The 16,315-nt window shown below is 63.9% G+C and carries 10 protein-coding genes; 8 read left to right on the top strand and 2 right to left on the bottom strand.

Features of this window, described 5'->3' with window-relative positions; genetic code table 11:
• Positions 1-146 precede the first annotated feature (146 nt).
• Positions 147-1,193, top strand: coding sequence for a hypothetical protein (locus BV071_RS18925; protein WP_265594609.1), 1,047 nt, complete (start codon positions 147-149; stop codon positions 1,191-1,193).
• Positions 1,194-1,271: 78 nt separating this feature from the next.
• Here the strand turns inward: BV071_RS18925 and BV071_RS18920 are convergent, their stop codons facing one another.
• Positions 1,272-1,991 carry an AraC family transcriptional regulator gene (locus BV071_RS18920; protein WP_265594608.1) on the bottom strand — a complete coding sequence of 240 codons (720 nt, stop codon included), beginning with the start codon at positions 1,989-1,991 and terminating at the stop codon, positions 1,272-1,274.
• Positions 1,992-2,198: 207 nt separating this feature from the next.
• Here BV071_RS18920 and BV071_RS18915 point away from each other — a divergent pair, with 207 nt between their 5' ends.
• The 6 genes from BV071_RS18915 to BV071_RS18890 all read left to right on the top strand — a co-directional run bounded on the left by BV071_RS18915 (position 2,199) and on the right by BV071_RS18890 (position 12,646).
• The gene (locus tag BV071_RS18915) at positions 2,199-5,060 is read left to right on the top strand and encodes a PSD1 and planctomycete cytochrome C domain-containing protein (protein WP_052573567.1); all 2,862 of its coding nucleotides are present in this window, start codon (positions 2,199-2,201) and stop codon (positions 5,058-5,060) included.
• Positions 5,057-6,523 carry a DUF1501 domain-containing protein gene (locus tag BV071_RS18910; RefSeq protein ID WP_035610656.1) on the top strand — a complete coding sequence of 489 codons (1,467 nt, stop codon included), beginning with the start codon at positions 5,057-5,059 and terminating at the stop codon, positions 6,521-6,523. Before BV071_RS18915 ends, BV071_RS18910 begins: the two co-directional genes overlap by 4 nt.
• 163 nt (positions 6,524-6,686) lie before the next feature.
• Complete coding sequence (locus BV071_RS33265; protein ID WP_052573564.1) at positions 6,687-8,366, top strand: sigma-70 family RNA polymerase sigma factor; 1,680 nt, start codon at positions 6,687-6,689, stop codon at positions 8,364-8,366.
• Entirely contained in the window at positions 8,363-9,664 is a 1,302-nt protein-coding gene (locus BV071_RS18900) for a hypothetical protein (protein WP_035610654.1), read from the top strand. Before BV071_RS33265 ends, BV071_RS18900 begins: the two co-directional genes overlap by 4 nt.
• A 76-nt stretch (positions 9,665-9,740) precedes the next feature.
• A complete protein-coding gene (locus BV071_RS18895) occupies positions 9,741-11,375 on the top strand; it encodes a sigma-70 family RNA polymerase sigma factor (protein ID WP_035610652.1) in 1,635 nt (544 codons plus the stop codon).
• Positions 11,372-12,646, top strand: coding sequence for a hypothetical protein (locus BV071_RS18890; protein ID WP_035610650.1), 1,275 nt, complete (start codon positions 11,372-11,374; stop codon positions 12,644-12,646). Before BV071_RS18895 ends, BV071_RS18890 begins: the two co-directional genes overlap by 4 nt.
• Before the next feature lie 103 nt (positions 12,647-12,749).
• On the opposite strand, the gene BV071_RS18885 is transcribed toward BV071_RS18890, so the two are convergent.
• Positions 12,750-14,915: a hypothetical protein gene (locus tag BV071_RS18885; RefSeq protein ID WP_265594607.1), complete on the bottom strand. Its 2,166-nt coding sequence runs from the start codon at positions 14,913-14,915 to the stop codon at positions 12,750-12,752.
• Positions 14,916-15,110: 195 nt separating this feature from the next.
• Here BV071_RS18885 and BV071_RS18880 point away from each other — a divergent pair, with 195 nt between their 5' ends.
• On the top strand, positions 15,111-16,265 hold the full coding sequence (locus BV071_RS18880) for an aminotransferase class I/II-fold pyridoxal phosphate-dependent enzyme (protein ID WP_035610808.1): 1,155 nt from the start codon (positions 15,111-15,113) through the stop codon (positions 16,263-16,265).
• Positions 16,266-16,315 lie beyond the last annotated feature (50 nt).

The following is a 16,315-nucleotide window of genomic DNA, read 5'->3' as shown; positions in this document are numbered from 1 at the left end:
GAGTAGAAATAAAACGAACGGCTTTGCTTAACTTTGATTAATTATCGCTTTCCGTCGTGTAGAGTAGCCGTTATCGATGGAACCGACGAACAGAACCTGAAACTCACCGTTTGTATTCTATGAAGCGTATTTCGACCCCAATCTGGATGAGTCTCGCCCTTGCCCTGAGCCCGCTTGCCGTGGCCCAGGAAGCCCCCGCCCAACAACAGGCACCCGAAGCCCCCGCCGCGCAGGAAGTTGTGGCGAGCAAGGCTGACGAGATTGCCGCGATGCAAACCGCCATTGCGGAAGCCCGCAAAGAAGCCGCCAGCGTAGCTGGCGAACGTGACACCGCCCTCAAGGAGACCGCTGCGATCCGCGAAGCGAAGCAGCAGCTCGAAATCCAACTCGCCGACCTGCGCAAGCAACTGGAGCAATCCAACCACGAGGTCTGGCAGTGGAAGGACAAGGTGGCAGTGCTCGAGAAGAAGCTCGGTGCCGGCGAGGAAGCATTCGCGAAGCTCGCGACCTTCCGCGACGAAGTCGCCGTAGCGATGAAGGAGATGGCCACCCTGAAGGAAGGCCTTGCTGATGTCCGTGGCGAACTGCAAGCCCCCGCCGAGCGCGTGGCGCTGAAGCAGGAACTCGCTGACCTGAAGGCCGCCCGTGACACGGCGACCGCCAGCCTCGAGGACCTCCGCAACACCTCGAAGCAGCAAGTTGAGACGCTGGCCAAGGTGCAGCACGAGCGCGACACGCTCACCAAGAACCTGACCGCCGCCAACGAGCAGCTCCAGACCGCTCGCAACGAAGCCGCTGGCTTGATGGATTCCAAGGCAGTCGCCGAGAAAAACCTCGAGGCGACCCGCACCGAACTCGCCGCTACCCGCGACGCGCTCGGCAGCCTGCAGAAGGAGTCCGCACAACTCCGCGGCACCCTTCAGCCGCTGGCCGCCGAGATCCAAGCCGTGAAGGACCAGGCCGCCAAGGCCAGCTCCGCGATCCAGGAAGCCTCGACCGCCCGCGAGAAGGCTGAACTGGCCCGCAACAAGGTGGAAACCGAGCTCAAGGAAGTGAACGGCCAGCTCGCCTCCGCCCTCGACACGCAGAACGGCCTGAAGCAAATGGTCGCTACCAAGACCCAAGAGATCGACGGCCTGCGCAAGAAGATCGAGCAGATGGAGCAGACCGCGAAGAACGGCACCGAGCAGTAAAGCCCGGCGTTCCCAACTTATTTCAAAAGCCGGATCCGAAAGGGTCCGGCTTTTTTGTGTCCTGTGAAGGACTGCATCTCAGCGTGACTCCTGCCGGCTCCGATACTCCCGCGGCGAGCGGCCGGTGACCTTCTTGAAGACGCGGGAAAAGTAAGCCTCGTCGCAGAAGCCGAGGGTGCGTGCGATCTCCGCGGACTTCAGGTCGGTGGAGTCGAGCATGCGGGCCGCGAGATTGATCAATTGCTGGCGGTGATACTTGTGGGGAGGCACGCCGGCATGGGCGCGGAAGGCACGGCGGAAGGTCTCGTAGTGGATGCCCAGTTCCTTCGCTGCATGCTCTGCACTGGAGTCTGGACGTGCCAGCAGGCGGCAGGCATCTGCAAACCAAGCAGGTCCCGAAGCCACCGCTGACATCTGCGGATTGGCGCCTTCGATTGCTGCAGCGAGCAGCGACTGGAAAGCGCAGAGCCGGGTGAGCGGGCCCGAGGTTTCGTCGAGCACCCCACACCAGAACTCTTCCAGCCAAGCCTCCGGATTGCCCAAGTGACCAGTCGGCACCTCCGGATCAAGCAAGCGCTGCTGTCGCCAACTTTCAAAAACCGGTCCCTCAAACATCACGTAGATCTCGTCCCAGCCACCCGGCCGCTGCGGCCCATAGCAGTGACCCAGTTCGGGAAACACCAGGATCCAATCGCCCACCGCGATACTCCGTTCACGCCCGTGCTCGTCCTCGTAGTGACCCTCGCCGCGGGTAATCACGACGAGCGCGTGGCGCCGCAGGTAGCGGAAGCGACTCATGCGTCCGGATGAATTCCGGACCTCACCGATTTCGACCAGGGTGCCGAGCCGGGACCGCACCTGCTGCGACCAGATATTCCAGACTCGCTCGCTCATCCGTCACCCATTTCGGTGACTTTCTTACCAAAATCCACAAGAATTACCATGATCGTCCAAGCGGGGACGGTGAGAGATTGAGGGATTCCCGCGTATGATGTGCCCCAAGCGATGCGCCGCGTTCTTCCCATTATTGCCCTGTCAAACCTGTCCCTCCAAGCGGTGGAACCGGTCGACTTCAACCGCGACATCCGGCCGATCCTCAACAAGAACTGCACCACCTGCCATGGCGGGGTGAAGCAGGCCAGCGAGGTGTCTTTCATCTACCGCGAAGAAGCGCTGGGCAAAGGCGAGTCCGGCAAGGTGGTGGTGGTGCCCGGCGATCCTGCTGCCTCCGAACTGGTGCACCGGATCAAGAGCAACGACCCGGAAGAAAAAATGCCGCCGCCGAAGGAGCATCCGCATGGCCTCGAGCCGCAGCAGGTCGAGCTGCTCGAGCGCTGGGTCAAGGAGGGCGCGAAGTGGGGTGAGCATTGGTCCTTCCAGAAGCCGGAGGAACCACCAGTGCCAAGCTTGCAGAATACCGCTTGGCCGAAGCAGGACCTCGACAAACTTGTGCTCGCGAAGCTGGAAGCACTCAAGCTGTCCCCTGCCCCGGAAGCATCTCCCGCCGAGTGGTTCCGCCGGGTTTCGCTGGATCTGATCGGACTACCGCCCTCCCCCGAGGAGTGGACCGCCTTCCAGCAAGCAGCGGCAGCCAATCCGCAGGCGGCGATGGAAGCTGCAGTCGACCGGCTGCTGGCATCACCACAATTCGGTGAGCGCTGGGCGGCGATGTGGCTCGACCTCGCGCGTTACTCGGACACCACCGGCTTCGAGAAGGATCCGCACCGCGACATCTGGCCCTTCCGCGATTGGGTGATCCGCGCCTTCAACGCGGACATGCCCTTCGATCAGTTCACGATCAAGCAGCTCGCGGGTGATTTGTTAGACAACCCGGAAGCCGGCGACCTGATTGCCACCGGCTTCCACCGCAACACCCAGAACAACACCGAGGGCGGGACCGACGATGAGGAATACCGTCTGGCCGCGGTGATGGACCGGACCAACACCACTTGGACGGCGTGGAATGCCACCACCTTCGGCTGCATCCAGTGCCACTCACACCCCTACGATCCCTTCCCGCACGACGATTATTACAAGTTCATGGCCTTCTTCAACAACACGGAGGACGTGGACCTGAACAACGAGTTCCCGCGCACCAAGGTGGCGGACGATGCGGCGAAACAGGCTGATGTGGTGAGGTTGGAGAAGGCAACGCGGGCCCTGCGCTCCGCGATCAATGACGAAGGCCTGACTGTCGCGGATCAGTTGGGCAACTGGCAGGTCTTCATCACCACTTCCGCCAAGTCGAGCGGGCCGGAGGGCGTGCTCACACCGCAATCCGACGGCATCATCCTTGCCTCCGGCACCAACCCCACCGGCGCGGTTTACACTTTAACAGGACCGGCGAAGTCCTTCGCCACGCTGCAGCTCGATATCCTGCCGAAGAGCGATAACCCGAAGGACTGGGCCGAGCGCGGCGCGATGGTCTCGAAGCTGGAGGTGGATCTGGTGAAGGCGGATGGCTCGCGGACGCCGGTGAAGTTCAAGGAAGTGGTCGCCGACTTCATGGCCGGTCCTTTTGATCCGAATGAAGCAATCCGCGATGGCGTACCCGGCTTCGGTGACTTCCCGATGCTGCGCGGCCCGCGCCGTGGTTGGTTCGTGCCCGATGGCCCGGTGGTTGCCGGAGAGGGCGATCAACTTGAGGTCCGCATCCGCCATGGCGCGGTGTGCAATGGCGAAAACCAGTCCTGCGTGCTGAACCGCTTCAAGATCTCGCTGACGGATGAAGCGAAGCTCAACGACTTCGTCCGCACCCCGGAGCGCGCCACCCGCTGGCAGGAGCAGCAGCAGAAGCAACAGGAGCTCGGGGGCATCCCCGGCAAGGGCATTCCGGTGATGCAGGAACGGATCGGCAAGGCCACGCGCGACACGCGGGTCTTCATCCGCGGCAACCGCATGACCCGCGATCACTCGGTGCAACCCGCCATTCCCGCGATCACCGGACCGCCGGAGAAGAAGGACAATCTGAACCGCCTCGACATGGCGCAGTGGATCGTCGGCGACAGCAATCCGCTGGCGGCCCGGGTGCTCGCCAATCGCCTGTGGGCCGAGCTCTTCGGGGTTGGGATCGTGGAAACGCAGGAGGACTTCGGCAGCTCCGGCCTGCCGCCGTCCAATCAGCCGCTGCTCGATCATCTCGCCCTGCGCCTGCAGAAGCATCACACTTGGCACATCAAGCCCTTCCTGCGTGAGCTGGTACTATCCGCCTCGTACCGCCAGGCCTCGAAGGCCGCTCCAGATCTGGTCGCCCGCGATCCCAAGAACCAGCTCATTGCCCGCGGCCCGCGTTTGCGGCTCACCGCGGAGATGGTGCGCGACCAAGCGCTGCTCGTGTCCGGCCTGCTTTCCACCAAGCAATTCGGCCCGCCGGTCTTCCCGCCGCAGCCGGATGGCATCTGGAAGTCCGTTTACAATGGCGAAAAGTGGAATACCTCCCAAGGTGAAGACCGCTACCGCCGCGGGATCTATACCTACTCCAAGCGAACCAGCGGCTACCCCGCCTTCCTGACCTTCGATGCTCCGACGCGGGATGTTTGCTCGGCACGCCGGATCTCCACCAACACTCCGCTGCAGGCCTTGGTCACGCTCAACGACCCGGCCTACATCGAACTCGCCCAGGCCTTCGCCAAGCGGATGGCTGGCAGTACGCCCGCCGAACGAATCGCCGCTGGCTACAAGCTGATCACGCTCGAAGACGCGCCACAGCCGGTCATCGACACGCTTGCCAAGCTCCACACCGCGGCGAAGGCGGATTACGAGCAAACGCCCGCGGAATCCGCCAAGCTGGGCCCCAGTGCGGATGAAGCCGCAATGGTCCTAGTCGCCAACACCCTTCTTAACTCCGACATCGCGCTGAACCGATGAACTTGTTCCAACAACTCCACATCGAGCGTGCCCAGCACCACACGCGCCGGCACTTCTTGCAGAACTGCTCGATGGGGCTCGGAGCCCTGTGGTTCGCTTCCCAAGGCCAGGGGGCGCCCTTGCAGAAAGATCCCGCGAATCCGCTGCTGCCAGACTTGCCGAACTTCGCGGCCAAGGCGAAGCGGGTGATCTTCCTCCACATGGCGGGCTCGCCGAGCCAGCTCGAGCTCTTCGACTACAAGCCGGAGCTCGCGAAGCTCGATGGCAAGGAGTGCCCGAAGGAATTCCTCGAAGGCAAGCAGTTCGCCTTCATCCAGGGCGTGCCGAAGATGCTCGGCTCACAGTTCCCTTTCCATCAGGCGGGCAAGAGCGGCCAGTGGATCTCCGACCGCTTGCCACAGTTCGAGCAGGTCATCGACGATGTCTGCTTCATCAAGTCGATGTGGACGGACCAGTTCAACCACGCCCCGGCACAGTTGCTCCTCCACACCGGCAACCAGATCCTCGGCTCGCCCTCGATCGGCGCTTGGTCCACTTACGGGCTTGGCTCGGAGAATTCGAATCTGCCCGGCTTCATTGTGCTGACTTCCGGCGGTAACAACCCCGATGCTGGCAAGTCGGTGTGGGGCGCGGGCTATCTACCGAGCGTTTATCAGGGCGTGCAGTGCCGCTCGCGCGGCGAACCGGTGCTGTATCTCTCCAATCCCGATGGCGTCTCGCAGGCACTGCGCCGCCGTACGCTCGATGCACTGAACGACCTCAACCAACGCGTCGCCACCGAGACAGGCGATCCGGAGACGGTCACCCGCATCGCCCAGTATGAGATGGCCTTCCGCATGCAGATCCATGCCTCGGATGCCTTCGACCTGAAGCAGGAGCCAGAGTCGATCCACCAGCTCTACGGCACCAAGCCCGGCGAAGAATCCTTCGCCAATAACTGCCTGCTGGCCCGCCGCCTGGCCGAGCGCGGGGTCCGCTACATCCAGCTCTTCGACTGGGGCTGGGACTCCCATGGCACCGACAAGGGGACGGACCTCAAGCAGGGCTTCGTCAGCAAGTGCAACCAGATCGACCGTCCGATCGCGGCCCTGATCAAGGATCTCAAGCAGCGCGGTCTGCTCGATGAAACCCTGGTCGTCTGGAGCGGCGAATTCGGCCGCACGCCGATGCGCGAAAACCGCGGCGGCGTCGAGATGCCCTTCGTCGGCCGCGACCACAGCCCGGGTGCCTACACGCTGTGGATGGCCGGCGGCGGGGCCAAGGGTGGCCTCAGCTACGGCGAGACTGATCCTGTCGGCTACGAGGCCGCGATGAACAAGGTCAGCGCCCACGACTTCCACGCCACGCTCATGACCATGCTCGGCTTCGACCACAAGAAGCTGACCTATCCCTTCCAAGGCCTCGACCAGCGGCTCTCCAACGTGACCAAGTCCTCGCGGATCGTGAAGGAGGTCATCGCTTGAAGAGAGATGGCTCCTTCTCATCTGACGTGCCTTGCCTTCGGGGCTGCGCCGCAAAAGGGACCAGCCACCTGAAGGGCGAGCAAACCGCGGAAGAAAACTTTTCCTGATTTTTCTGCAGCCCTGTTGTCTGATTTTCCGAGTGAGTGCCGGTAAATCGGAAAAGATGCAGGCTTCGATCGATTCACCGGCCGGATTGGCCACGGATTCCGAACTCTTGGCGCGCTTCGCTGGCAGCGGCGAAGAGGCGGCCTTCGCCGAACTGGTCCGCCGCCACAGCCCCTTGGTTTTTGCGATCGCGCGCCGCCGCTTGGGAGACTCCGGCTTCGCGGAGGACGCGGCACAGCAGGCATTCATCGCCATGGCCCGGCGGGCGCAGAAGCTCCGCTCGATTCCCTGTCTGGCAGCTTGGCTGCACAGGGTGACGGTTTATGAGGCGACCACCATCATTCGCCGCGAGGCCCGGCACCGCCGCCGCGCTTCACAGGCGGCACAGCCCGATTCCGGCATGGCTGCCGGGCCGGATCTGGATGAGGCGCTGGCCTCGCTGCCCGGGCGCGATCGCGAGATCCTCCTCCTCCACCACTTCGAACGGCTCGGTTACACCGAAATTGCCCGGCGCATGCACATCACGGCAGCGGCGGCCCAACGCCGCGGGCACCGTGCGCTGGCCCGCCTGGCGGGGTTGCTGAGGCGGCGGGAGAATGAGGCTGCCTGTAGTATGTGGCTGGCGGCAGGGCTTGCCCCGCTCAGCACGGAGGTGCCGGGGCGCTTCACCGAGCGGGTGCTGGCCATCAAGAAGCCCGCTTCCTTCGGCGTGCCGGGGCTGCCCCTGCTCGCCGGCTTCGCCGTGGTGGGTGCAGCGGCGCTTGCCGTGCAGGTGACCCGCCCTCCGGCTCCTCCCCATCCTGCCGTCGTACCGCCCGCGGCACCATCCACCGCGATGTTGCCGCGCGGCGAAGTCCGCAAGCCCCGCTATAGCGTGGCGGACGAGCAATTGGCGGAGGACTTCCGCGAATTCATCACCCGGGCGAAACTCGATTCCAAGGACGCCTGGGAATGGGCGAAAGCGCGCCCGGCCGGACCCATGGAGTCGCGGTGGATTTCAGAAGGCCCCCAGTACTTCCTGGGCCAGGCGGCATGGCATCTGGCGGATCGTGACCTGCGCGCGGCGGAACGACTACTCGAGGTGGTGGAGGGAACGACCGAACGCACGGCCATCATCGGCGGGATCTTCTACTCGCGCGCGCGGGACAACTTCGCGTCCGCCATCGCCTGGGTGGATTCGTTTCCGGAGGAATACGAGAGGAGAGGAGTCTTCCACTCCGGCGTCTACTTCCACAGTGAGAACGGGCGGGACTACGACTACCCGGGTGCTCTCAAGCTCGCGCGCTCGCCGGAAGTGCGGGAATGGCTGATCCGGGAAACCTTCTTCAAGTCGCGCAAGTGGGACGAAGGCCTGATCGAAAGCGTCGCCGGCGAATTGCAGGGCGATGACCGCCGCGCCGCGCTGGCTCACGTGGCCATGATGCGGCTGGAGCGCAATGACCCGCAGGCCTACCAGATCCTGGATGAGATCAAGTTCGCCGATTCCTTTTCCATCTTCCCTGCCGTGGGCAGGGAGCTCCGCGATCCGCGGCAGTTCTTGGACTGGATCGCCACGCAAAAGGATGGGGCGGAGCGCCATAGTCTGGTGATGAACCTCTGGCGGGACTGGTCGTTCGAGGATGCCCCTGCTGCCGCCGCTTGGGCACTGGAGGCGAACCGCAAGGGCGGAGTCGCTGGTATCACCCTGACGCCTCAAGACCCCGTGACCCAACGCCTGATGACTCCGGCATCGCCATGAGAGCCTCCGCCATCTTGCCGCTGATCCCGCTGCTGGCCATGGCCGCGTGCTGGGAAGAGAAAGCCGCGGTGCCAGCCGGGAAGCCTGCGAAGACGCAGACATCCTTGCCACCGGCTACGAGTTCCAGCGTGGGAACGAATGATGCCTACAACACCTTCGTGGTTCGGACCCCGGAATTCCTGATCCGGACCAGCGGGGAAATCTGGGTGAAGTCCAATCTCTCCGCAGACGAAGCCGCAGCGGCCTTGGCGGAGATCCGCAAACTACCGCTTTCCTCGATGCGCGATGCGGCCATCGGCCAAGTGATCCGCGAGCTGGCAAAGGGTGATCCTGCGCAGGCCCGCGCGCTGCTCAAGGAGTGGACGGATGCTGCGAACGGAGCGTGGAAGGACGCTGCTGCTACGGTGGCGATCGGCTACGCCAAATCCAAATCAGATGAGCTGATGGGTTTCGTCACGGTGGATGTGCCTCCCGGCCTGCGGAGCGAGATCTGGGGCTCCTGCCTTTGGGAGATTCCTGCGAAGGAGCGCTTGGCCTACTTGGATCAAATTGTCGAAAGCCGCCAGAAGCTGTGGATCGTCGGGGACTTGGTATCGGACTGGCTGCGGGAGGACCCGCAGGCTGCCGTGGCTTGGCTGGACGGCTTCGCGGCGGGAAAGGACCAAACGGAACTCGCGATCCTCGCGGAGCCTCATGTCTTCTTCAGCCTCGATCGGATGTCGCCTCCGCCCATGTCGGGGGAAAGTTGGCTGGCGGCGCTGCGTCTGGCGTCGACTCCGGAGGCGCGTGCCTTCCTGGCGCGGCAAGCGCTCGCGGGGGCCGGAGCGGAGCCAGCGGGTGCGCTCATGAACGAACTGGCGGAGGCGGATCCGGCAGTGGCTGGCTTGGCCCGCGATGCGAGGAGCAAGCAGGATCCCGCTGCCTATGCTGCCGGGCTGGACCCCGCGGAGGCCATGGCCCTCCCCGCTGCGGTCGCGGAGCAGCTGGTGCAGGCATGGGCGGAAAAACAGCCGCGCCGCGCCCTGGAGTGGGCCTTGGAACAAGGCCGGCCGGAGGCTGCCACTGCGCTCGAAAAACTCTATTCCCAAGAGCCGCAGGAGGCGCTCGCCCTGCTGCCCAAGCTCACGCCGGGCAAGGAGTTGGACAATGCCCTAGGTTGGATCTGCATCACTACTGCGGACCAAGGTCAGGCGGAAATGGCGCGCAGCTTCCTGAAATACGTGGGCGATCCTGACCGCCGCGAGAAGATCCGCAAGCGCGTGGAAGAGGAGGCCGCCGCCAAGGCAGCGCAGAAGTAAGGGTGCGGGAAAAACTTCCCTGTTTTTTCCGTCCGCTTTGTCTGATTCTCCCGCTCTGCGGCAGGGAGTCTGTGAAATGCACCCTTCACTTGAATCGTCACCCACCACGGCAAACGACGCCGACTTGCTGGCAGCCTTTGCGGCCAGCGGGGATGATCCGGCCTTCGCCGAGCTGGTGCGGCGCCACCTGCCTCTGGTGCTGGCGGTCACCCGGCGGCGCTTGGGCGGCTCCGGCTTGGCGGAGGATGCGGCCCAGCAGGTCTTCATCGCCCTGTCGCGGCGAGTCCGGCAGCTGAAAAACATCCCCTGCCTCCCGGCATGGTTGCAGCGCGCCGCGGTGCTGGAGTCCTCGCGCCTCGCCCGCGGCGAATCCCGCCACCGCCAGCGGGCGGTGGCAGCACAGGGCCTGCACAATGGCCCGGCAGTAGACGCAGGTGCCCGCGAACTGGACTCCGCCCTGGCCGCCCTGCCGGAAAAAGACCGCCAGATTCTGCTGCTCCACCATTTCGAAAAGCTCGCCTATGAGCAGATCGCCCGCCGCTTGGGTATCACGCCAGAGGCCGCCCAGCGCCGCGGCCACCGGGCGCTTGAGAAGCTCCGCGGGCTGCTCCAGCGGCAAGGCCACAGCCACAGCGGCGAGGCCTGCGCGATGTGGCTGGCGGGAGGCCTGGCACCGGCTACCACGAGGATCCCCAAGGACTTCGTGACCCAAACCGCGGCGCTGAAGAAAACGGCCACCGGCACCCTGCCTTGGCTACCCCTCGCTGCCGTCGTGGTGCTCGGGGGTGGCACTTGGGCAGCAGTGGAAGCCAACCGCCCGCCACCGCCGTCTCCTTCTCCCCCACCCCTCGCTACCGCGCCAAGCGCGGAGCGCAGCGTCTCGCACCGGCGCGCGCCCAAGACTCCGGACGACAAACTCAGTCCCGCCATCCACGAGTTCATCTCTCTCGCCAAGAAGGATCCGAAGGCGGCCTGGGAGTGGGTCAAGGAGCATCAGGAGTGGAAGGAGTTCTTCCGGACGGCCGTGCCTGCACTGGCCGACCGCGATCCTGCGGCGGCGGAAGGTTTCCTGGAAATCCTAACGGGACGCGAGGTGCGGGTGAAGGTCATTGGCGGAATCTTCAACTCGCGAGCCGACGCGAATTTCGATACGGCGGTCGCGTGGATCGATTCCTTCCCCGAGTCCTACGAGCGGCTGGCGATCATCCATGGCAACCATTCTTACATCAATTCAGAGTGGCTTGATCACGACTATGCGGGTGCCCTGAAGTTCACTCATTCCCCGGAGATCCGGCATTGGTTGATCCGAGAAGCCTGCGAGAAATACGCCGCAGTGAACGAACCGGAGATCGAAGCCCTGGGCCGACGCCTGCAAGGCGATGACCGGCGCCAAGCGCTTGGCTGGGCCGCCTCGCTTTTGCTCCAGCGCGACGATCCTCGCGGCTACGAACTGCTCGACGAGGTGAAGCCCGACGATCTTCCCAACGGCGATGAACTCGCCAAGCGCGACCCGAAGGCGCTACTCGATTGGGCCGCGCGACAGACGGACGGATTGGATCGCTACAGCATGATGTTCGGCATTTGGAACTGCTGGGGCCAACGCGATGCAGCCGCCGCTGCGGCTTGGGGGCTGGAGTACAACCGACGGTCCAAGGATAGGCCTTTTTCCCCCTTCGACCCGGCTGTCGAACGCCTGATGAAGCAGCCATGAGACCGCATCTCCTGCCCATCTTGTTCCTGTTGGCCTGCGCCTCCTGCCAACGGGAGGAAAAGACTGCAAGGGCCGCCAGCGCGCCCGCGCCCGCCCCCGCAAAGCAGGCGGAGCGCTCCACCAGTCCTCCGGATCCCATCGATCAGAAGCCCCTGTTAAATACCCCGCGGATCTGGATTTCAGCTGTCGGCAGTGCCTCTTCTCTCAAGGGCGATGTCGCTACGAATGCCGCGGACATGATCGCGGACCTGAACACGCTGCCACCGTCCTCATCACGCGACAGCGTCTATCAATCGGTGATCTCGCAACTCTCCAAGTCCGATCCGGCACAAGCCCGCATCTTCCTGAAGGAATGGAAGGGCCTAGCCGGAAACTGGAGCAAGGCAGCACAAGAGATCGTCCGCCAACTCGCGAAGTCGCAGCCCGCGGCGGTGACCGACTTCATCACCAAGGATGTGCCGCCCGGGCTCCAGATTGAAGTCTGGGGGGCCTATATCCAAACGCTCTCGCCCGAGGAACGGCCCGCCGTTCTTGAGACCCTGCCGGAGAGCCGGGAGAGGCTCTACATCGTCGGCTCCCTGATCCGTGATTGGGTGGTGACGGATCCCGCCGCCTTGGCCGCGTGGCTCGATCAAAACCCCCTCGGCAATGACTCTTCCGAGCGGCAGGCTCTGGAGTCGCTCCGCGGCATCTTCAATCCCGCGGCCAACGAACCCACTCTCTGGCTCGCCGCCTTCCACGCCGCCAAGACTCCCGAGGCGCAGCGTTTCTTCGCCGAGAATGCCCTCCGTCTTGCCAATCCTGAGCAGCGCGCCCAATGGCGTATCGAACTCGCCACGGCCGTGCCGGGCCTCAACGATGGCAGCGACAAGCGTCCATGGAGCGATGATCCCGCCGCGTGGACTGCCAATCTTGCGGAGGCCGACATCGCCAACATGCCCGGGGAAAACGCCGAGGAATTGGTTAGAAGCTGGGGTCAGAAAAACCCGCGCAAGGCTCTGGAATGGGCGCTTGCCCACAACCGCCCCGAGGCGGCCCAAGCGCTCGACTTGCTCTACTACCAGGAGCCGAAGGAAGCGGTCGCCATGGCCCCCAATCTCGAAGCGGGTCCGGCACGGGATGCGGTCCTGTCAACGATCTGCTCCGTGGCTGCACACTTTGGAGATACCCACGCCGCGCAAACCTTATTGCCGCTGATCAGTGATCCGAGCCGACAGGAGCTTACCCGCAGGCAGGTCGAGGAAAGCCTGGCGAGGAAGAAGAAGAGATAAGGGCCGCCGGCGGAGCACGAGGTGCGCTCCTTACGCAAAGAACCCCGGCCGCCGTAGTTATCGGGCCGGGGTTCTCGTGGGAGGGCTGGAGGAGATTCTTGGCTCAGTTCTCGGCACCGTTCACGCGCAGGAAATTGCGCGTGCCACTGACCGGGATGGTGGCCTCCATGCGGGTGTAGTCCGCAGGTGCGCCGGATTGATCATTGGCGGTCGCCGGGTTCACCGGACTGGTGGTCCATTCCCCGGCAAGGCTGGCATTCTGTTGGAGTGTGTAGGTCACGCCGCTGCTCCGCTGCAGCCAGCGCAGCACCATACCGCTTGCACTGTTGCTCGCACTGACCGCGCTGCCGCTGCCAACCGCAGGCGAGCTACCGAAGAAGAACTCCTTCTCGTTGCTCAGCCCATCGCCATCCGGATCGCCCTCGCGCGAGGTATCCGAGAGACCGGGGAAAGTCGCGATCCATGCGGTGAAGCCGGTCGCTGGTGCGGCGTCATTGTAGTAAACCACCGGCAGCACCTGCTGCTGCGCGTTCGGGCCGAGATTGAAGGTCCGGTCAGCACTGGTCTCGTAGCCGCCATTCGGACCGCCATCGATGAAGAACTTGTAGTTGCCGAAGGAGATCCCGGCGAAGCCCGCGGCAGTGTAGCTGCCGGTGTAGATGCCATCCGCATTCGGATCGCTGAGCACTACACCGCCGGAAGTATTCCAGCCTTCGAATTGGCCGACGACCCGCACCACGCCGGTCGTCGCATTGAAGTTCCCTTGGCTAATCGCCACCGACATGTTCACCTGGAAGACCACCTCCCGTGATTCCGGCGCTACCACCAGCGGCTCGGGATCGGTATTGTCGGGCAGGCCGTCGCCGTCACTGTCCGCATTGTAGGGATCGGTATTGGCGGTGAACTCGGCCTCGTTGTTGCGACCATCAGCATCCTGGTCCGCTCCTGCTGCCAAGCCGTAAGCCGCGAGGTAGGCCGTTGCATCCGGGAAGGTCGCGCGGGTGACCGAGTAGTCCAGCGTCGCGGTATTGAAGGAGATCCGGTAGATCCCGCTGGCATCCACCACGCGTTCAATGTTGCCACCATTGAGCGCGGCCTTGCCTGCTGCAGCACCTGTGCCCCAGTTCGTGGCCCAGGCCCCGTTGGTGAACTTGAAGGTGATGCTCGTCTTCGGAGTGGCGATGCGCTGCAGCAGCGAGTATTGGAACTGACCTGTTAGACTGGTTCCCGCTACCGTCATCTCGTTGCTGGGAACGCTGGCGCCGGTCTCGTTCCAGGCATTCGGCAGATTGAAGGTGCCGGGCACCGTGATCTTCGCATAGTTGTAGTGATTCGGATCGCGCACGTAGGCCGCGGAGATGGACTTCACCTCGTCGCCATCCGTCTCGCCATCATCGTCCGAGTCGGCATCCACCGGATTGCTGCCGGTGTGGGTGGCGTCCACATAGATTCCGGTGAGCGTCTCCTCGCCGTCCTTCAGGCCATCGCCATCGGAATCATCCACCGCAGGGCTGAGGCCCTCGATATCGAGATCGAATTCCTGCTGATTGGTCAGGCCATCATGATCGTAGTCGTTGCCGGGCAGCGCATCGTTGCCGAAGAGCCCGAAGCTATCGATCCAGGTCGCGTAGTCCGGTGAGCCCGGCATCGTGAAAGTCCGGGCCGGATTCGTGGCCGCTCCGACGGCACCTGTGCTGTAGGCAGCACCCCAGCCGGTTGCTGATGGGGTTGCGGCAGAAAGCGCTTCCACCGCCGTATCGCCACCGCCGCCGCCACTGGAATAGACATCGAAGGAGAAGGTCTCGCCCGGCGAGAGTGCGAGGGCGGTCACCGGCAAAGTCACGCTCAGGCTAGTGGCATCGGAGCTTAGCGCACCGGCGGTGCCAGCGACCCAGCTACCATTATAAACATAGGTATTCGTCCCCGTGCCGCCATCCATCCAGCAGCCGATCCAATGGGTCATACCGCCCGCCATCGAGATCGGCCGCCCGCCCCAGCCGCAGCTGGTAGTCGTGCCACCCGGGCTCGAGCGGATGCCGATCATGTACTTGCCCCAGTTCGGGCTGGAGGGGTTGCCTTGAAGGCTGATCTTGAAGGTGATGTTCGCCGCCGCCGCATCCACCGTGACATCCACGGCATTGATATCGAGGTGGGGGAAGGTGCCGACCGCGATTTCTCCGGTCGCGTCGGTGTAGTGTTGGGTCGTTTGGGCGAGGGCCGCGCCAGAAGAAGCGAGGCACAACGCGGCGAGGAGCCGGTGGGTCTTCATGGGTTCTTGGGGTGGCTGGGTGGCCCCGTGGTCGCTGGCCTTGGCGCGCTTAGACCGCGCCAGGTCCGGGTCCATCATGGAGATGTCGGCCCCCCGGCAGGCGGTTTAGAAATTTTGTTATCTGCCCTCACCCGCATTACCCGCTCCGGGCTGTTCAAGCAGCTCCCCCTCATCCAGAAGTCCGCTCACCAAACCATGCCCGCGACCGCCACCCGACTGTCCGCCTTCACTGAGTCCGTGATCCGCGGGACCACGCGGCTGGCCACCCGTCACGGTGCCATCAACCTGGCCCAGGGCTTCCCTGATTTCGATCCGCCGGAAGAACTGCTCACCGCGCTGGAACGCGCCACCCGCGGGCCGCACCACCAGTATGCCACCACTTGGGGAGCGCCGCGTTTCCGCGAGGCACTGGCCCGCAAAATCAGCCGCTTCAGTGGTCTGGCCATCGATCCCGACCAACACCTGGTGGTCACTTGCGGCAGCACGGAGGCGATGATGGTCGCCATGATGACTGCCTGCAATCCTGGCGACAAGGTGGTGGTTTTCTCCCCCTTCTACGAAAACTACGCCGCGGATGCGATCCTCTCCGGCGCCGAGCCGATCTACGTTGCACTCCGCCCGCCGGACTTCTCCTTCGACCGCGAGGAACTTGCCAAGGCCTTCGAGCAGAAGCCGAAGGCCATCGTCGTCTGCAATCCCTCCAATCCCACCGGCAAGGTCTTCACCCGCGAGGAGCTGCTCTACATCCTGCAACTCGCCGAGGAGCACGATGCCTTCATCATCACCGACGAGCCCTACGAGCATATTGTCTTCGAGCCTCACCAGCACGTCCACACGGCCGCGCTGCCAGGGGCCTTCGAGCGGACCATCGTCTGCAACTCGCTTTCCAAGACCTACTCGATCACCGGCTGGCGCCTCGGCTACGTCCAGGCCTCCGCACGCGTGATCGCCGAGGCACGCAAGGTCCACGACTTCCTCACGGTCGGTGCTGCAGCGCCCTTGCAAGAGGCGGCGGTCGCCGGGCTGGAGATGCCGGACAGCTACTACCTCGGCCTGCGTGACCACTACGCGGCGAAGAAAGATGTCTTCCTCAGCTACCTCCGCCAGCTCGGCCTGCCCTTCACCGAGCCACAGGGCAGCTACTTCGTGATGATGGACATCTCCTCCCTGGGCTTCGCCGATGACAGCGAGGCCTCGGAGTGGCTGATCAAGGAAATCGGCGTCGCCGGGGTGGCGGGATCGAGCTTCTTCCGCGAGCCGGTGAATCACCTGATCCGCTTCCACTTCGCCAAAAGCGAGGCCACCCTGAGAGCCGCAGGGGAGAAATTGCTGGCCATCAGGAAGCGCTAGCAGTGCTCCTTTCCTTTTCGCAGATGCTCCCACCCTGCCTGCACGTCGGT

The sequence above is a fragment of the Haloferula sp. BvORR071 genome, assembly GCF_000739615.1.
Taxonomy (GTDB): Bacteria; Verrucomicrobiota; Verrucomicrobiia; order Verrucomicrobiales; family Akkermansiaceae; genus Haloferula.
This window is presented reverse-complemented; position numbering and strand designations above follow the sequence as displayed.